Origin of the sequence: Nonomuraea sp. NPDC050328 (genome assembly GCF_044459405.1) — a bacterium.
Lineage (GTDB): Bacteria > Actinomycetota > Actinomycetes > Streptosporangiales > Streptosporangiaceae > Nonomuraea.
Window position 1 is genome coordinate 207,575 of the sequence record NZ_JBITIW010000010.1, and the last position, 15,770, is coordinate 223,344.

Consider the following 15,770-nt stretch of genomic DNA (forward strand, 5'->3'; position numbering starts at 1 on the left):
AGGACGGCCCTTACCTGGTCCTTCCCTCTTGCTCGCCTTGGGACGATCAGGGCTATGACTAAGCGGTGTTGCTGCGCTTCCCTCCTTACCGTGGACCACAGCAACCCCGGTATCCGGTGGCAAGGCCTGACGTAGGAGGGCCGCGGCAGCCGATCGCCCCGACCACGTATGGCGAGTACCGAAGTCGGCGATCGTCCCGCCTCACCCGTCCATGATCTCCCAAGACCTTTAGGCGCAGTGGATACCACTAGGTTCATGCGAATCCAGCTCCTCTCCCTACGCTCATCGCCCCGGCAGGGGCTTGAGTGGCGAACGTCTTCCTAGTTCGCGCCAGTGCCTGTAAAGCTCCTGGCGCTATCGATGGCCGTGATGACCTTCAACTAGTCCAGTCCAGGCCCCGCTGTGTGGCAGGCGCGTGGGCGGCGCTGGTCGCGACCGGCCGGAGAGCCGCAGCGCGGCCAGCGACCGCCCGACGCACGGCAGACCGCCGCCGGCGGGCTGCCCTTGATGACGTACAGATATTTAGCTTTCAGTCCACCGGCGTGACTAAGTCGATCTTGATTGGCCTACTTGCCGCCCTCACGTTCGCTGCATGAGCGTGTATGGCCTGGCTGCCGCCCAGATGGTTTCGAGGCTGGCAAGGTAGGTCGCTGTGGCCGCCGGCGGATCGATGGCTCGTAGGTGGATGACGGGTGCTTGAGCTGCGGGTGTGCCGTAGGCGTGGGCATTGATCAGCAACTCGTCATCCGCCCGGTAGATCGAGTTGTAGAGCACCGTCTCGTGGATGCGTATCTCAACGTTGTCGACACCGCTCAGCGTGCCGTACAGGACGAGGGCGTTCTTCACGCGAGCGGCCATGACCTCCGCGCCGATGCCCTCGTCGGTGCCGCGGGCGGCGACCTGGGGAGCGTCGGGGTCGCCGAGGAGGACGCGTATCTTCACGCCGGCGCGGGCTCGGTCGGCCAGGAGGCGAAGGATCCCGGTGTCCTCGGCCAAGAACAGGCTGCTGTAGGTGAGGATGCTGATCTCGCGTGACGCTGACTGGAAGAGTAGTCGCCACGCGGCCTGCGGAACCGCCCACCGGTGGGGATAGATCGCTTGGACCTCTTCGGGGATGGCGCGGCGTGGTTCGGCGAGGTCGGGCCAGAGGTCGGCTTCGTCGACGTGCAGGAGGTCGGCCACGGCCCACCGGTGGCGTGGGTGTGGAGTGCGGCCCTTGATCCAGCGGCTAACTGTCTTGGGGTCGACGGCGAGATGTGCGGCCACGTCCACTGGTTGAAGGCGGGCGTTGTTCAGGGCTTGCCGCAGATGGTCGTTCATGGGCGCACCTCCCGAGGGGATCGGGCGTTCTGCCTGGGAAGTTAACACGAGACGTCCCTAGACGTCCCTGAGTTGCGGTGTAAAGGTTCCCGGCTGCGGGCGAACCTCGAACGTACAGACCGTGACGACGAAGGGACAGCCCGGTCATGAACAGCACCAAGGAACGCCGGCGAGCCTGCGAGGAGACGCTGCTGGCGGCGCTACGGAACGAGCTGGTGGAATGCGGAGTGGACGCCGCGTTCCTCATCGAGGACGACGGACGTCCGGGAGTCGAACTGCCCGACGCGACGGGCTCGCTTCGCCGCGTCTACGTCCACCTCCAGTTCCGCTGGTTCTACTGGGGCGACGAGCCGGACGAGAGGACTTCGTGTCTCGACCTCCCCGCCGCGGTCGAGCGCATCCGGCAGGCCGCTCAGCAGGGCTGGCGAGAAGGAGAACAGGGAGAGCTCAGCTTCAACCTCAAGAAGATCGCCGACGCGTACGGCCTCTGAGACGTCGATCGACAGTGCCTAGATGGCTGACCGGTTGGCGGGTCTACACGCAGCTCGTCGACCGGCTGAGAGAACGGATCGAGATGAACATGTACCCAGAAGGATCGATGATGCCCTCGGAGGCCGCGCTGTCCGCGGAGTTCGGCGTCGCCCGCAACACCGTACGGCGGGCACTGGCCGTTCTGGAGGCGGAAGGGCTGATCCAGACGATTCCCGCGAAAGGCCGGCTGGTCCTCGGCGGGAGCAAGACCAGGGACGAGCCGTACCTGTACCAAGGCATCGTCCGGGAGCTGCGCGGACAGATCGAGCGCGGGGAACTGGCGCCCGGTGGTGCAGTGCCCAGCGAGTCGATATTGCGGCGGGCTCATGGAGTCTCGCGCAGCACGGTCCGACAGGCGCTCGCGGTCCTGCAGCAGGAAGGGTTGATCGTGGCCGAGCACGGCCGCGGGCGGTACGTGCGCAGGTGAGACGTCCTAGGACGTCCTGCAGCGCGTACTGGATGAATCCCGACGCGATATGCCTATCGTGGACAGCGTGGGACAAGCTGAATGGGCTCATGACCTCGCCAAAGACCTGCTTGCGACGACACTTCCCCGGCGCTGGGCGCACACCCAAGGGGTGGCAGCCCGCGCCATGTCGCTGGCTTCCATCCTCGGCGACGAGGCCGACACCCTGACCGCCGCCGCCTACCTGCACGACATCGGATACGCGCCGAACCTCGTCGACACGGGGTTCCATCCGCTGGACGGTGCGCGCTATCTGCGCGACGTTCACCAGGCCGACGACACGCTGTGCCGCCTGGTCGCTCACCACTCCTGCGCCGTCAACGAGGCGCTTGAGCGGGCCCTGTTCGTGGAACTCACCGCGGAGTTCGACGAAGAGCGCCCAGAGCTAGTACAGGCGCTGACCTACTGCGACATGACCACCGGTCCGGACGGCCGGCACCTCGACGTCACGGAACGGCTCGCCGAGATCCACTCTCGCTACGGTCCCGAGCATCTGGTCAGCCGGTCGATCACGGCCTCGACGCCGTGCATCCTGTCCGCGGTGCGGGCGGTGGAGGCGGCGCTATCCGAGGTACGGCAGGTCGGCGCCGGCTAGGTAGTGCTCGATCCGCATCCGCATCGAGCGGTCCATCCGCAGTGAAGTGATCTGCTCGCGAGGGACCCAGCGGACCTCGCGGGACTCATCGCTTGGCGTGGGTTCGCCGCTGACCGCCCGGCCCGTCAGGACCAGTGAGAACTCCTGGCGGGCCTCGCCGTTGGAGGTGTACAGGATCACGTGCCGGGGGTCACTGTAGGTGCCCACCAGGCCGGTGATCTCGCACGCGATGCCGGTCTCTTCGAGCGTCTCCCGCACCGCGGCTTGGGGAATCGACTCACCCAAGTCGATCGCGCCGCCGGGGACGGCCCAGTTGTCGTTATCGGTGCGGCGGATCATCAGCACCTCGCCCGCGCCGTTCGTGACGATGACGTTCACGGACGGCACCAGGCTGTTGGGCTTGGGAGCGTCGGGGTCGTCGTAGTAGTCGATCCGCTTGGCCATGGCTCAGGACCCTATCGGCCTGGCCCCGTCCCAGACTCGCTCAAAGCTGTTTGCGTAGGTAGTGACCATATCCCCGCCGACGACCCTACGAAGGTGGAAGACCGGGGCATTGCCTGCAGGCACTCCGTACACGTGGGTGTTGACGAGGAACTGGTCGTCGGCCCGGTAGATCGAGTTGTACAGCACCGTGGAATGCAGCCGGAACTCGACGTTGTCACGTTCCCGCAAAGACCGGTACAGGACGAGGACGTTTCGGATCTTGAAGGCCATGCCCTCATCGATCCCCTCGTCCTTTCCACGCTGGGCTACTTCAGGACAGTCCGGGTCGCCGAGCAGGATTCGAACCCGAACGCCGGCGTCGGCCTTTTCGCCGAACATGCGCACGATCCCGGCGTCGTCGGCGAGGAAAAGGCCGCTGTAGACCAGCACGCCGATCTCTTCGGACGCGTCAGCGAAGAGTCGTCCCCACACGTCCCTGGGTACTGCCCAGCGGTGCGGATAGACGGTGACGATCTCGGACTCGGAGGCTGAGGCGACCTGATCGCGGGTCAGCGCCTCCGGCCACAGGTACGTCTCCTCGGTTTCGAGATAAGAAGCCACCGCAAAACGGTGCTTTCGGTACGGCGCTCGCCCCTTCGTGACCCACCGTTCGACGGTTTTCGGGTCGACCGCGATGGCCTCCGCGAGCTGGGCGATGCTCACGCCGCGCTGCAACAGGGCCGCTCGTAGCCTCTCGTTCGCCATGTCACCTGCCAAGAGGACGTCCGGGGACGTGGCCATCGTAGGACGGACGTCTTGAACATGTCCCGTCGTGTAGTGATCTCGTCCTAACTCTCCGTCGCATTCTCGATTCACAACGCCGAGAGCAACGGAAGGAGAGGTGATCGCATGACTGACGAGATCTACCCCGAGCCCACGTGCGAGTGCAGCGCCCAACTGGAGCGCGGGCAGGCTCGCTGCCGCAAGTGCCTGGCCCGGGGCCGCTGGCTCAGGAAGCAGACGGCCAAGAGGCACGGGCGGCGCATCAAGACCCGACGTCCCCCGCGTAACCCGCGCGGCCTCACCCTGAGGGGAGTGAGCTGGACGTGATCGCACTGATCATCGCCGCGCTGCTGGGAACCGCGCTGGTCGCGGGTTACATCGCCGTCCTGGTCGGCATCCGACGTGAGGACAAGGCCCTGAGCCTGCGCAGCCGGCCGACCGGCGTATCCGCGGCGCTGGCTCGGAAGGTCACCGGTTGCTACGTCCGGAACGGGGTGTCGTGGACGTAGCCAACTGCTCCTCGACTCGCGCCAGTCGCACCGACAGCTCCTGTACGGCGGAACGCAGCTCGGCCACCTCGTCGGCCACGTCGCCGGACGCGGGTTGGTCGGTGTCCTGGACGAACACGCCCTTGCCCTGTTGGCCGATCACCAGGCCCTCATTGCGCAGGATGCCGACGGCCATCTTCACCACCGACAACGACGCGTCGTAGCGCTCGGCGAGCTGAGCCGTAGAGGGCAGCGGGGTTCCGGGCGCGAGGGCGCCGCCTCGGATCTGCGCTCGGAGATCGTCGGCGATCTGGAGATAGCCGGGCCGCCCGGTGTTCTTGACCATCGCACACCATCACACCACGAAACACCAACCAAGACACATATCCCGGTGACGGGCGGGCCTCTGACCCGCTGCTGTCCCGGAAGGTGATTGTGGCCGCCTCCAGCGCCGCGCCCACCGCGAGGCCGCCGTCGCCCAGCGCGTGCACGGTCGTGTAGTACTTCAGCGTGTCGCCGCTGTTGAAGAAATCCTGGGCGGCCGCGGGGTTTTTACCCAGCGCCGTCATCACGTCCGCCATCGGGTGCCGCCCGTGAGAGCCGGAGCTGATGGATGCTCGCTGGGCGGCGTCCATCTTCCTGGCCACCTCCAGCAGGAACGCGCTGTTGTAGGTGCCATGGGTGAGGACCCGAGCGAGACCCCTGTGCGGGCCGAGCTTGAGGTCCGAGGTGAGCCCACGTCGCCATTCGGAGCTGAGCTGTGCGCTGGCCGCGCCCAGTGCCGTGCCGAGGGCGGCCAGCAGGCGTTGCGCGTCTTTGTCCTTCTCATCGAGTACGGCTGTGGCGGCCACGTCCTTGAACTTCTCGGGTCCCAGCGCATTCAGGAGCTTGAGCGCGAACTGAGGGTCCTTCGCATGCTTTTCCAGTTGGGCCAGGGCCTGCTTGTTCACCTCGGAGCTCTTCGCGCTTTGCTGCAGGAAGACCGCTGCCGCATACGCGTCAGGATCGTGAGATACCTTTTTGTGCAACTCCTCGTCGAACCCGATCAGACCGCTCCCGGACGACACCTTCCACGTGTCGTTCATCGCCTTGATCGTGTCGTTGCGCCGTTGCAGCTCAGGTTTGGTGGCGCGGATCCATATCTCCGCCTCCCGCATCGCGCTCAGCCCTGAGATATCCAGCTCCAGCTTCTCCAGGGCGCGCCGCACCGCGGGCTCGTTCCTCCGCAGCAGGTCGCCGACTCGGGAGAACAGGGACTCGAACCGGTCCATCACATCCGGGTTGATCCCGGAGTACTGAGTGTCGAACGGCTTGGGTTGTAGCTCCAGGGGTGGCTCGGTCATGACCGGCCTCCGGCATCTTCAGCGGACATGCGCAGGCTATCTCCCATCCGGATTCACCCCGAGGCCTCCCACCCGAACTGATATGGGCGGAGGCTCGCCGAAAGTACGCATCCCGCTCGCGGGCGGGTTCAATCCGAAGGGCGTTTCCGGTTGCGATCTACCGGAAACCCTCGCGCTGTCGTGGCAGCCGACAAGAAGTGAGCTGCCTAGCTAAGGCCGAGGGGGTGTCGTTCGAAGGATTGGGTTCGGCAGCGAGAATCGTGGTCCTCGGGTGGCCTGCGTCACCACCAAGATCATCCCGCATATGTCCCGTGATCAAGGTCCTACGGCTGCACACGGCTGCTCTCGGCGACCTACCCGGGTCTGGAAAGCAAAAGACCTGCGGCTGAGAAACCGCAGGTCAGAGGCCAAAATGCCTGGTGGAGAAGAGTGCCCCCGGCAGGATTCGAACCTGCGGCACCCGCTTTAGGAGAGCGGTGCTCTATCCCCTGAGCTACGGAGGCGGATCTCCCTAAGCCTAGCGAAAGCTGAGGGCGCTCCGCACCAGCCGCGCACTACAGCGGGCGGGAGGGAGGTCATAGCCTGCCTGAACTGCGGTAAAGCCATGACAAGGCTACTCATAGGCGTTCACCGGAGCTGGCTAACGTCACCACGGTGACCAGAGGACGGGGTAAACGGACGCGCGGGCGGGAGCGGGGGAGGCGGCCGGTCGCGTTGGGGGTGGCCTTGGTGGCGCCGGCGATTCTGGCCGGGGGGCTGATGGTGGGGGAGTTGGGGTATCGGGCCGGGCTGGAGGCCGGGGGCACTGAGGGGCGGAGCGAGGGGGCCCGGGTGGTGCCGTTGCGGGAGGCTGAGGGGGCTCGGTGGGTGGAGGTCAGGGTGGTGGCGTTCGAGCCGACCTGGGCGCCGGCGCCGCCGCATCCGGATGTGACGTATGAAGGGGTTTTGCCGGAGCCGGTGTCGGCGGCGCCTCGGCCGGTGGTGGCGGCTGAGGTGCCGGAGGTGAGTTCGTCGGTGGTGCCGCGGGAGGTGGAGCCTCGGACGAGGGCGAGGCCGAGTCCGCGGGTTGAGAGGCGGGTGCGGCCGCGGGCGGGGTGTCCGGGGGAGTGGCGGGAGACTTGGTTGTGGGAGCTCTGTCGGGAGCATGAGCGGCAGGCGGTGGAGGAGTTGCCGCGGGCCTGAGAGGCGGACGGCGATGACACGGGTCTTGTTGGCCTGAGCTGGAGGCGGCGGTGCCCGTCTTGCTGGCGTGAGTGATGGGCGGCAATGCGGGGCCTTGCTGGCGGGAGTCGTGGGCGGCGACACGCCGGGTCTTGCTCGCGTGAGCGGAAGGCGATGCGTGGGAGGCCTGCAGGTGTGAGCGGTAGGCGGTGGAAGTGTCGCGCATGGGTGGCGGGTTCGGTGGGAGTTGTCGTGAGTCTTGAGCGGCGGCGCGGGGGAGTCGGCACACAGGGTGCCGCAAGCCTCTCAAGGAGCTGTAACGAGCGGCGTACAACACTAGGACGCACTGCTTCGGGCTCGCCGTAGAAGGGGTTGCGCGCAGCCTGAGGGATGGGTCACCAGCGCCGTCAGAACAAACCCCGGCAAATCCCCCAAGGTCCGGATGCCTGAAGGGTGTCGAGGTTGTCGCGGATCGACCGCAAAACGGACCGGCAACCCCGGTGAATGGGACATAACGGCTCTCCGGAGTTGGGTCCGGGCACTGAGGAGCCTGTAGTAACGTGCGTGCCTGACCAGGGTAACGAGTGGGCAAACGGAGGAGCCGAGGTGCCATCTCCCCGATCAGCGGGTCTGATCGCGGTCGTCATGGCCACGAGCTTCGTCGTCGGCGCCCCGGCGGCGACCTCGGGCACAGCGGCCGCCGCCCACAAGGGAGTCGCCCAAGAGGGAGTCCCCGTTACAGGCGGAGCCGAACAGGGATTCAAGGACCCCAAGGATCTGACCGAGCTCCGCAAGGAGGCCGAGAAGTCCGCCAAGGAGCTGGAAGCGGCCGACAAGGCCCTGGTGAAGCGCCGGACCGAGATAGCCACGGTGGAGAAGGAGCTCAAGACCCTGCTCACCGCCCTGTCCAAGGCGGAGAAGGAGCTGACCGTCCGCCGCCAGCCGGTGGCACAGATCGCCGAGACGCTGTACCAGCAGCCGATGAGCCAGGGGTTCATGTCGTTCATGTCCGGCGACGCCGGCGTGACCACGCTGCGGGCGATGGCCGACGCGGGCGAGATCGTGGCGGCACGGCAGCGCGAGGTGGAGGAGACGGGCCGGCTGCACGCGGAGGCGGCAAGGCTGGCCGGCGAGGCACAGGAGCTACGGGCCACGAACCTGCTGGCCGAGGCGCAGCTCTCCGCCGAGGTGGACCTGATCAGGCAGCGCTCGGACAAGATCGTCAAGTCGCTGACCCAGGCCCTGGTGAAGCTGGGCATCAAGGTCGACAAGGTGGAGCGGGACGCGCTCGGCTGCAACCCGCTTCAGATCAGCCTGGCCGACGACTACCCCAACGGCCTCATCCCCGGCAACCTGCTGTGCCCGCTGCAGCAGCGCGGGCACCAGCTCAGGGCGGACGCGGCGATCGCCTTCGTGAGCCTCAACGAGGCCTACCGGCGGCAGTTCGGCCGGGCCATCTGCGTCACCGACGCCTACCGCAACCTGAGCGAGCAGCAGTCGATCTACTACCGCCGCCCAGGTTTCGCCGCGGTGCCCGGACGGAGCAACCACGGGCTCGGCCTGGCGGTCGACCTGTGCGGAGGGGTTGAGCGCTTCAGGAGCGCGGAGTTCAACTGGCTGGAGAAGAACGGCAAGCGGTACGGCTGGATCCATCCGGACTGGGCGTACTCCAGCCCCTTCGAGCCGTGGCACTGGGAGTACGACCCCAAGTCCGATTCGATCCTCTAGGCGGCGGCCCCGACCTCGGCGCAGCAGTGGGAGCAGCGTCGGGCCTTGATCGGGATCTCCGTCAGGCACTCGGGGCAGTCGCGCGTGGTCTTCTCCTCCAGCGCCGCCCGGCGGTCGCGGAAGATCGTGTACGGCCGGACGATCAGGAAGTAGACCACCGCGGCGACCAGCAGGAACGAGATGACCGCGTTGAGGAACAGGCCGATCTTGAACTCGCCGGCACCGATGTTGAAGGTCAGCGCCGACAGGTCCGGCTGCCCGCCGATCGCCGCGATCAGCGGGTTGAGCAGGTTGGTGACGAAGGCGTTGACCACGGAGGTGAAGGCCGCGCCGATGACCACGGCGACGGCGAGATCGATGACGTTCCCCTGCATGAGGAACTTCTTGAATCCACTCATGCGACGAATCGTAGTGTAGAGATTACCCTGAGTGATGTTTAAGAATGATCGAGAGTCGCCCGCCGGCCTGCGCGGCAGCGAGCTGAGCTGCTTGTTCGGGGGTCGTGCCAAGCACCAGTAAAGCTCCGTGCTCGGAGTTTCCGGAGGGTGTGGACAGCACGGTGACCGCGTCGGCCACCGGCAGCGCGGCGGGTGACTCGTCCCAGGAGGCGAGCACGCCGATGGTGGAGCCGGGGCGCACCAGCCGGGCGGCGTCGGGGTCGGCGATCCGCACCGGGGTGGCGACCTGCCCAGCGGGCAGCCGCGCGAGCAGGGAGTCGCCCAGCAGGCGGACGTCGGTGAAGGGCTCGCCGCGCCGCATGGGGGCCGCGAGCACCTTGCCCACCGGGTCGGCCGCGAGCGCCCCGTCGGGCACCACGGCCCGCGGCAGCCGTACGGTATGCGCGTCTCCGGCCCCAAGCACGCCGGGAGCCAGGTCGCGGGCGGCGACCAGCACCTGGACCGTCGATCCGGCCCCCGGACGGAGGGCGGACAGCACGCAGAGCAGGGCCACCCCCGTCAGTACGGCCGCGATGAGCCGGCGGCGCCGGCCGAACCGGCGGATCCAGGCGTGCATCAGGGCAGCTCGAAGGGGAGCTTGATGCCGTCGAGGGCCGAGCCGCAGGAGCAGGTGCGCTCGCGGGGCAGGGCGGCGACCGCCTCGGAGACCAAAGTACGCATCCGGGCCACGTTGGCGGCGAAGAAGGCGAGCACCTCCTCGTGCGTCACGCCCTCGCCGGCCTCGACCCCGGCGTCGTGGTCGGTGACCAGGGACAGCGAGGTGTAGCAGAGGGCCAGCTCGCGGGCCAGGACGGCCTCGGGGAAGCCCGTCATGCCGACGATGCTCCAGCCGTTGGCGGTGAACCAGCGGGACTCGGCGCGGGTGGAGAAACGCGGCCCCTCGATGACCACGAGGGTGCCGCCGTCGATGGTCTCCCAGTTGGCCGAGCGCGCGGCCGACAACGCCACCGAACGCCCGGTGGGGCAGTAGGGGTCGGCGAGCGAGACGTGCACCGCGCCGTTCAGGTCGTAGAACGTCTGGACGCGCCCCGAGGTGCGGTCCACGAACTGGTCGGGGATGACGAGCGCACCAGGCCCGATCTCCGGCCGCAACGAGCCCACGGCGCTGGGCGCGAGCACCTGCGTCACGCCCAGCGCCCGCAAGGCCCACAAGTTGGCCCGATAAGGGATGCGGTGCGGCGGGAAGCGGTGATCGCGCCCGTGGCGCGGGATGAAGGCGACGGAACGGGAACCGATGCGGCCCACCGTGACGACGTCGCTGGGCGGGCCGTAAGGAGTCGAGACCTCGATCTCCTCCGCGTCGTCGAGCAGCGAGTAGAACCCCGAACCGCCGATGACGCCGATCTCAGCGCGAGTGACCATGGCGCTGAGACTAGCGGGCGCCCGTGACCGTCATCCGCTCCAGAATCGCGTTCTGTGGATAACCGGCTAGCTGGCCGCGGCGGCCGGCTTGCTGGCCTCGGAGGAGGTCGACGCGGGGGTCTTCGTCTCCGTGGCGCTCTTGCCGTTCGTGCCCGACGCGGTCGTCGACGCGGTGGAGGTCGAGGAGGACGAGCGGTTGTCGGTGCGGTAGAAGCCCGACCCCTTGAAGACGATGCCGACGGCGGAGAAAACCTTGCGGAGCTCACCCTCGCAGGAGGGGCAGACCGTCAGGGCGTCGTCGGAGAACTTCTGGACGACCTCGAGCGGCTCACCGCAGTCGTTGCAGACGTACTGATAGGTGGGCACGACGCTCCTCCCGTGGAAACTCTGGCACTCTACCAACGCGACTGCTAATCATAAACGACGCAACCGGCTGACTCATTCCATACCGCGCTCGCCGTGCCACCCGGCCAGCTTGCCGCGCCGCGAGACCGCGCGCAACCGGCGTTCGACCTGCTCACGGCAGCTCGCCGCGGTCACCACGAGGACCTGGTCGTCCACGCGCACGCGCGTGGAGTCGGTCGGCACGAACGAGCGGCCCTCCCGGACGATGAGCGTGACCTGCGCATCGGCCGGCAGCCGCAGCTCGAAGATCTCCACACCGTGGAGCTGCGAGCCGGGCGGCACCTTGATCTGGAGCAGGTCGGCGTTGAGCTCCTCCAGCGGCGCCGACTCCACCTCCAGATCCAGCGCCTCGCCGGGCCCGTCCAGGCGCAGCACGCGGGCGAGGAAGGGCAGCGTCGGCCCCTGGACCAGGGTGAACACCACGACGATCACGAAGACCTGGTCGAAGAGGTCCTCCGAACCCGGCACGCCGCTCGCCCACGGGATGGTCGCCAGGACGATCGGTACGGCTCCCCGCAATCCCGCCCAGGACAGGAAGGTCTGCTCGCGCCAGTTGATCCGGTCGAGCCGCCCGATCCTGGCTGCGAAGGCGCTGACGATCACCGACAGCGGCCGGGCGAGCAGGATGAGGACGATTCCGGCGATCAGGCCGGGGACGATCGAGGTGGCCATGTTCTTCGGGCTGGCCAGGAGGCCGAGCATGACGAAGAGCCCGATCTGTGCCAGCCAGGCCGCGCCCTCGGCGAAACCGCGGGTCGCGGCGCGGTGTGGCAGTCGTGCGTTCCCCAGGAGCACACCCGTGACATAGACCGCGAGGAACCCCGAACCGTGCAACAGTACGGCTCCGCCGTACGAGACGAAGGTCAGGGACAGGACGGCGATGGGGTAGAGGCCGGAGGCGGGGAGGGCGACGCGGCGCAGCGCGTAGACGCCCGCGGGGCCGACCACGAACGCCACGACCGCGCCGATCGCCAGCTCCATTGCCGCGTTCCAGACGAACGTCCACAGGCTGGGGACAGGCTGCGAGACGTTGCTCAGCAGCACGACCACGATGACCGTCGGCGCGTCGTTGAAGCCCGACTCCGCCTCCAGGATTCCCGACAATCGGGGCGGAAGCGGCAGACGGCGCAGCACGGAGAAGACCGCGGCGGCGTCCGTGGAGGCCAGGACCGCGCCCAGGATCAGGGCCAGCCGCAGGTCGGTGCCGAGCAGCAGGTGGACGGCGGTGGCCACGACCAGGATGCTGACGCCCACGCCCAGCGTCGCCAGGATCAGCGCGCTGGGCACCGATGGACGGACATGTCGCCAGTTGGTGGTCAGGCCGCCTTCGGCCAGGATGACGGCGAGGGCGAACAGCCCGATGTGCTGGGCCAGCTCGGGGTCGCTGAACGGGATGCCGATCGCGGAATCGCCGAGCAGCAGGCCGAAGCCCAGGAAGAGCAGAAGGCTGGGCAGGCCGCTTCGATGCGCCACGGCGACCGACGCGATGGCGGCAATGACGACGGCAGAGCCGAGCAGAATCCAGACATCAGGCTTCATCTACGGCATAAGACTAGATCAGCGCAGCACCTTTAGCCCCGCAGGTGTGGCCGCGTAACGCACCGGCCGGTCGTGCGGCTCCGCCGGGACGCCCTCGATCAGCTCGCCGTCGTGGAGCAGGGCGACCGTGGGCACGTTCGGCCCGACCCTCGCCAGCGCGCGGTCGTAGGAGCCGCCGCCGCGGCCGAGCCGTACCCCTGTGGTCGCGTCCACGGCGAGCGCGGGGACGATCACCAGCGCGGCCGTGCGGATCGCCTCGACGCCCCTTCTGGTGTCGATCGGCTCCGGAATTCCGGACCGTCCCGGCTTGAGGGTGTCCGGGCCGTCATAGACCGCCCAGTCCAGATCATCGTCAGGGTTATGCACAGGCAAGATCACTGTCGCGCCGTGTTTCCACAGGGCGAACACCAGCCCGTGTGTCTCGGGCTCGGATCCGATAGATACATAGCAGGCCACCAGCCCGGCCATCTGCACCCACGGCTGATCCAGGAGGGTTTCCCGAATGACGACCGAGTTTGCCCGTCTTTGCTCCGGGGAGAGTGACCGCCGCCTGTCCATCAGCTTGCGACGGAGTCCTATCTTGTCCACGAAGCACCTCCACTAGGGTCTACACCATGTCTGACTTCGACCCTGTGACGAAAGCCGTCGTGCCCGCCGCGGGTCTGGGCACCCGGTTCCTTCCGGCGACCAAGGCAACTCCCAAGGAGATGTTGCCGATCGTCGACAAGCCCGCGATCCAGTATGTCGTCGAAGAGGCGGCCTCCGCCGGGCTCCTCGACGTGCTCATGGTCACCGGCAAGAACAAGCGCTCGATCGAGGACCACTTCGACCGCGCCTTCGAGCTCGAAGAGGTCCTGGAGGCCAAGGGCGACGACGAGCGCCTGTCCCAGGTGCGCGAGCCCGCGGCGCTGGCCACCCTGCACTACGTACGGCAGGGCGAGCCCAAGGGCCTGGGCCACGCCGTGCTCTGCGCCAAGCAGCACGTCGGCGACCACGCCTTCGCCTGCCTGCTCGGCGACGACCTCATCGACCACCGTGACGAGCTGCTCAAGCGCATGATCGAGGTCCGCCACACCTACGGCGGCAGCGTCATCGCCCTGATGGAGGTCCCCAAGGAGCAGGTCTCCCTGTACGGCGTGGCCACCATCTCGGCGACGTCGGAGGACGACGTCGTGCGCGTGACCGACCTGGTGGAGAAGCCCCCGGTGGACGAGGCGCCCTCCAACTGGGCGATCATCGGCCGGTATGTGATCGACCCCGCGGTCTTCGAGGTGCTGGAGAACACCCCGCCCGGCCGCGGCAACGAGATCCAGTTGACCGACGCGCTGCGCACGCTGGCCGGGCGGTCCACCGACGAGGGCGGCCCCGTGCACGGCGTGCTGTTCCGCGGGCGGCGCTACGACACCGGTGACAAGCTCGACTACCTGCGCACGGTGGTGAAGTTCGCGGCCGACCGGCCCGACCTGGCGCCCGAGTTCGTGCCGTGGTTGCGGGAGTTCCTTGATGAAATCGGTTGACGCCCATCTGGCCGAGGTGCTCGCCACGGTGCGCACCCTGGCCCCGCTCGAGGTCGAGCTGGAGCGGGCACTCGGCACGACGCTGGCTGAGGAGGTCGCCTCGCCGGTGCCGTCGCCGCCCTTCGACAACTCGGCGATGGACGGCTACGCCGTACGCGCCGCCGACCTGGCGCAGGTCCCGGTCACCCTGCCGGTGATCGACGACGTCGCGGCGGGCTCCGGCGAGCTGCGCGCGGTCGGTCCCGGCCACGCGGTCCGGATCATGACCGGCGCTCCGGTGCCGGCCGGAGCCGACGCCGTGGTGCCGGTCGAGTGGACCGACGGCGGCACGGCCACGGTGACGATCGATCGCGCGGCGCCAGTGGGCAACGCGATCCGGCGCGCCGGCGAGGACGTGCAGGCCGGCGAGGTCGTCCTGAAGCCCGGCACGCTGATCGGCCCCGCCCAGCTCGGCATCCTCGCCGGGGTGGGCCGGCGTCGCGTCTGGGTACGGCCGCGCCCGCGCGTCGTGGTCATCTCGACCGGCGCCGAGCTCGTGGAGCCGGGCACGCCGCTGGGTCCCGGGCAGATCTGGGACTCCAACAGCTACACGCTGGCCGCGGCGGTGCGCGAGGCCGGGGGCGAGAGCTTCCGGGTGGGCATCGTGGGTGACGACCCCGCCGACTTCCTCGACCAGCTCGACGCGCAGCTCGTCCGGGCCGACGTCGTGATCACCAGCGGCGGCGTCTCGATGGGGGCCTACGAACCGGTCAAGGAGGCGCTCTCGCCGCTGGGCACCGTGCGGTTCGAGCGGGTCGCCATGCAGCCGGGGATGCCGCAGGGGTTCGGGGTGGTGGGGGAGGACCAGGTCCCGATCTTCGCCTTGCCGGGTAATCCCGTTTCGTCTTATGTGTCGTTCGTGCTCTTCGTGCTTCCGGCGTTGCGGAAGATGAGCGGGCTGCCCGACGGGCCGTCGATGGCGACCACCGCGCAGGTCGTCGCCCCGCTGCGCTCGCCCGCCGGACGGCGTTCGTTCCTGCGCGGAGTGCTGAGCGACGACGGCACGGTCATGCCGGTGCACGGGCAGGGCTCGCACCAGCTCGCCGCGCTGGCCTCGGCCAACGCGCTCATCGTCGTGCCGGAGGAGCTGACCGAGGTGCCGTCGGGCGCGACTGTGCGGGTGATCCGGCTGTGAGCGGCACGCCAGGCTTCACCCATCTCGACGAGACCGGCGCCGCCCGGATGGTCGACGTCTCCGCCAAGGACACCTCTGTCCGTACGGCTACCGCCACCGGCCGGGTGCTGCTGTCGGCCGAGGTCGTGGCGTTGCTCCGCTCCGGCGAGGTCCCCAAGGGGGATGCGCTCGGCGTGGCCCGGATCGCCGGGATCATGGGCGCCAAGCGCACGCCCGATCTGATCCCGCTGTGCCACCCGATCGCCCTGCACGGGGTGAAGGTGTCACTGGAGGTGGTCGACGCCGGAGTGGAGATCACCTGCGTGGTGAAGACCGCCGACCGCACCGGCGTCGAGATGGAGGCGCTGACCGCGGTCTCGGTGGCCGCCCTGGCGCTCATCGACATGGTGAAGGCGGTCGACCCCGCGGCAGTGATCACCGACGTGCGGGTGGAGGAGAAGACCGGCGGCAAGACCGGCGTCTGGAACCGCCCGTGAC

Annotated in this window: 20 protein-coding genes and 1 tRNA gene; 9 read left to right on the forward strand and 12 right to left on the reverse strand. The window is 68.2% G+C overall.

What is annotated here, in order from left to right; all coding sequences use genetic code 11:
* Positions 1–579: 579 nt before the first annotated feature.
* Positions 580–1,320 (reverse strand): XRE family transcriptional regulator, encoded by a 741-nt coding sequence (locus tag ACIBG7_RS32870; RefSeq protein ID WP_397338706.1) that lies wholly within the window; start codon positions 1,318–1,320, stop codon positions 580–582.
* 146 nt (positions 1,321–1,466) lie between these two features.
* Between ACIBG7_RS32870 and ACIBG7_RS32875 the strand changes: the two genes are divergently transcribed.
* The 3 genes from ACIBG7_RS32875 (at position 1,467) to ACIBG7_RS32885 (ending at position 2,912) form a co-directional block, all read left to right on the forward strand.
* A complete protein-coding gene (locus ACIBG7_RS32875) occupies positions 1,467–1,811 on the forward strand; it encodes a hypothetical protein (protein ID WP_397338707.1) in 345 nt (114 codons plus the stop codon).
* A 14-nt stretch (positions 1,812–1,825) separates the two neighbouring features.
* Complete coding sequence (locus tag ACIBG7_RS32880; protein WP_397338708.1) at positions 1,826–2,278, forward strand: GntR family transcriptional regulator; 453 nt, start codon at positions 1,826–1,828, stop codon at positions 2,276–2,278.
* Positions 2,279–2,444: 166 nt separating this feature from the next.
* On the forward strand, positions 2,445–2,912 hold the full coding sequence (locus ACIBG7_RS32885) for an HD domain-containing protein (protein ID WP_397338709.1): 468 nt from the start codon (positions 2,445–2,447) through the stop codon (positions 2,910–2,912).
* Here ACIBG7_RS32885 and ACIBG7_RS32890 read toward each other — a convergent pair.
* Together ACIBG7_RS32890 and ACIBG7_RS32895 are read right to left on the reverse strand one after the other, a co-directional pair.
* Positions 2,880–3,356 carry an NUDIX hydrolase gene (locus ACIBG7_RS32890; RefSeq protein WP_397338710.1) on the reverse strand — a complete coding sequence of 159 codons (477 nt, stop codon included), beginning with the start codon at positions 3,354–3,356 and terminating at the stop codon, positions 2,880–2,882. The genes ACIBG7_RS32885 and ACIBG7_RS32890 overlap by 33 nt on opposite strands.
* Before the next feature lie 3 nt (positions 3,357–3,359).
* Complete coding sequence (locus ACIBG7_RS32895) at positions 3,360–4,100, reverse strand: helix-turn-helix domain-containing protein (RefSeq protein ID WP_397338711.1); 741 nt, start codon at positions 4,098–4,100, stop codon at positions 3,360–3,362.
* 144 nt (positions 4,101–4,244) lie between these two features.
* On the opposite strand from ACIBG7_RS32895, the gene ACIBG7_RS32900 reads away from it, so the two are divergent.
* A complete protein-coding gene (locus ACIBG7_RS32900) occupies positions 4,245–4,445 on the forward strand; it encodes a hypothetical protein (RefSeq protein ID WP_397338712.1) in 201 nt (66 codons plus the stop codon).
* Complete coding sequence (locus tag ACIBG7_RS32905) at positions 4,442–4,627, forward strand: hypothetical protein (RefSeq protein ID WP_397338713.1); 186 nt, start codon at positions 4,442–4,444, stop codon at positions 4,625–4,627. Before ACIBG7_RS32900 ends, ACIBG7_RS32905 begins: the two co-directional genes overlap by 4 nt.
* On the opposite strand, the gene ACIBG7_RS32910 is transcribed toward ACIBG7_RS32905, so the two are convergent.
* The 3 genes from ACIBG7_RS32910 to ACIBG7_RS32920 form a co-directional block, all read right to left on the reverse strand.
* Positions 4,587–4,892 carry a GntR family transcriptional regulator gene (locus ACIBG7_RS32910; protein ID WP_397338818.1) on the reverse strand — a complete coding sequence of 102 codons (306 nt, stop codon included), beginning with the start codon at positions 4,890–4,892 and terminating at the stop codon, positions 4,587–4,589. The two genes, ACIBG7_RS32905 and ACIBG7_RS32910, sit on opposite strands and share 41 nt — an antisense overlap.
* Complete coding sequence (locus tag ACIBG7_RS32915) at positions 4,777–5,949, reverse strand: hypothetical protein (RefSeq protein ID WP_397338714.1); 1,173 nt, start codon at positions 5,947–5,949, stop codon at positions 4,777–4,779. Before ACIBG7_RS32915 ends, ACIBG7_RS32910 begins: the two co-directional genes overlap by 116 nt.
* Before the next feature lie 430 nt (positions 5,950–6,379).
* Positions 6,380–6,452: transfer RNA gene (locus ACIBG7_RS32920), tRNA-Arg, on the reverse strand.
* A 1,264-nt stretch (positions 6,453–7,716) separates the two neighbouring features.
* Between ACIBG7_RS32920 and ACIBG7_RS32925 the strand changes: the two genes are divergently transcribed.
* On the forward strand, positions 7,717–8,838 hold the full coding sequence (locus ACIBG7_RS32925) for a D-alanyl-D-alanine carboxypeptidase family protein (protein ID WP_397338715.1): 1,122 nt from the start codon (positions 7,717–7,719) through the stop codon (positions 8,836–8,838).
* Here ACIBG7_RS32925 and mscL read toward each other — a convergent pair.
* From mscL to ACIBG7_RS32955, 6 genes are all read right to left on the reverse strand, one after another.
* Positions 8,835–9,236, reverse strand: a complete 402-nt coding sequence (gene mscL / locus ACIBG7_RS32930) for a large conductance mechanosensitive channel protein MscL (RefSeq protein WP_357922714.1) — start codon at positions 9,234–9,236, stop codon at positions 8,835–8,837. The two genes, ACIBG7_RS32925 and mscL, sit on opposite strands and share 4 nt — an antisense overlap.
* Before the next feature lie 22 nt (positions 9,237–9,258).
* Positions 9,259–9,852, reverse strand: coding sequence for an SAF domain-containing protein (locus ACIBG7_RS32935; protein ID WP_397338716.1), 594 nt, complete (start codon positions 9,850–9,852; stop codon positions 9,259–9,261).
* Positions 9,852–10,658: an S-methyl-5'-thioadenosine phosphorylase gene (locus ACIBG7_RS32940; protein ID WP_397338717.1), complete on the reverse strand. Its 807-nt coding sequence runs from the start codon at positions 10,656–10,658 to the stop codon at positions 9,852–9,854. Before ACIBG7_RS32940 ends, ACIBG7_RS32935 begins: the two co-directional genes overlap by 1 nt.
* Positions 10,659–10,724: 66 nt before the next feature.
* Positions 10,725–11,024, reverse strand: a complete 300-nt coding sequence (locus ACIBG7_RS32945) for an FmdB family zinc ribbon protein (RefSeq protein WP_357922723.1) — start codon at positions 11,022–11,024, stop codon at positions 10,725–10,727.
* Positions 11,025–11,096: 72 nt separating this feature from the next.
* Positions 11,097–12,602, reverse strand: a complete 1,506-nt coding sequence (locus tag ACIBG7_RS32950; protein WP_357922726.1) for a potassium/proton antiporter — start codon at positions 12,600–12,602, stop codon at positions 11,097–11,099.
* Positions 12,603–12,620: 18 nt separating this feature from the next.
* On the reverse strand, positions 12,621–13,190 hold the full coding sequence (locus ACIBG7_RS32955; RefSeq protein WP_357922729.1) for a 5-formyltetrahydrofolate cyclo-ligase: 570 nt from the start codon (positions 13,188–13,190) through the stop codon (positions 12,621–12,623).
* 26 nt (positions 13,191–13,216) lie between these two features.
* Between ACIBG7_RS32955 and galU the strand changes: the two genes are divergently transcribed.
* The 3 genes from galU to moaC are packed head-to-tail and all read left to right on the forward strand — an operon-like array spanning position 13,217 to position 15,769.
* The gene (gene galU, locus ACIBG7_RS32960; protein WP_357922732.1) at positions 13,217–14,119 is read left to right on the forward strand and encodes a UTP--glucose-1-phosphate uridylyltransferase GalU; all 903 of its coding nucleotides are present in this window, start codon (positions 13,217–13,219) and stop codon (positions 14,117–14,119) included.
* Positions 14,106–15,293 (forward strand): gephyrin-like molybdotransferase Glp, encoded by a 1,188-nt coding sequence (gene glp / locus ACIBG7_RS32965; RefSeq protein ID WP_357922735.1) that lies wholly within the window; start codon positions 14,106–14,108, stop codon positions 15,291–15,293. The genes galU and glp overlap by 14 nt, the downstream gene beginning before the upstream one ends.
* Entirely contained in the window at positions 15,290–15,769 is a 480-nt protein-coding gene (gene moaC / locus ACIBG7_RS32970; protein ID WP_357922739.1) for a cyclic pyranopterin monophosphate synthase MoaC, read from the forward strand. The genes glp and moaC overlap by 4 nt, the downstream gene beginning before the upstream one ends.
* Position 15,770 lies beyond the last annotated feature (1 nt).

Bases quoted from the DNA above. Each gene is read 5' to 3' on its own strand.
- ACIBG7_RS32870 (WP_397338706.1), bottom strand. From the start codon at position 1,320: ATGAACGACCATCTGCGGCAAGCCCTGAACAACGCCCGCCTTCAACCA.
- ACIBG7_RS32875 (WP_397338707.1), top strand. From the start codon at position 1,467: ATGAACAGCACCAAGGAACGCCGGCGAGCCTGCGAGGAGACGCTGCTG.
- ACIBG7_RS32885 (WP_397338709.1), top strand. From the start codon at position 2,445: ATGTCGCTGGCTTCCATCCTCGGCGACGAGGCCGACACCCTGACCGCC.
- ACIBG7_RS32890 (WP_397338710.1), bottom strand. From the start codon at position 3,356: ATGGCCAAGCGGATCGACTACTACGACGACCCCGACGCTCCCAAGCCC.
- ACIBG7_RS32895 (WP_397338711.1), bottom strand. From the start codon at position 4,100: ATGGCGAACGAGAGGCTACGAGCGGCCCTGTTGCAGCGCGGCGTGAGC.
- ACIBG7_RS32900 (WP_397338712.1), top strand. From the start codon at position 4,245: ATGACTGACGAGATCTACCCCGAGCCCACGTGCGAGTGCAGCGCCCAA.
- ACIBG7_RS32915 (WP_397338714.1), bottom strand. From the start codon at position 5,949: ATGACCGAGCCACCCCTGGAGCTACAACCCAAGCCGTTCGACACTCAG.
- mscL (WP_357922714.1), bottom strand. From the start codon at position 9,236: ATGAGTGGATTCAAGAAGTTCCTCATGCAGGGGAACGTCATCGATCTC.
- ACIBG7_RS32935 (WP_397338716.1), bottom strand. From the start codon at position 9,852: ATGCACGCCTGGATCCGCCGGTTCGGCCGGCGCCGCCGGCTCATCGCG.
- ACIBG7_RS32940 (WP_397338717.1), bottom strand. From the start codon at position 10,658: ATGGTCACTCGCGCTGAGATCGGCGTCATCGGCGGTTCGGGGTTCTAC.
- ACIBG7_RS32950 (WP_357922726.1), bottom strand. From the start codon at position 12,602: ATGAAGCCTGATGTCTGGATTCTGCTCGGCTCTGCCGTCGTCATTGCC.
- galU (WP_357922732.1), top strand. From the start codon at position 13,217: ATGTCTGACTTCGACCCTGTGACGAAAGCCGTCGTGCCCGCCGCGGGT.
- glp (WP_357922735.1), top strand. From the start codon at position 14,106: ATGAAATCGGTTGACGCCCATCTGGCCGAGGTGCTCGCCACGGTGCGC.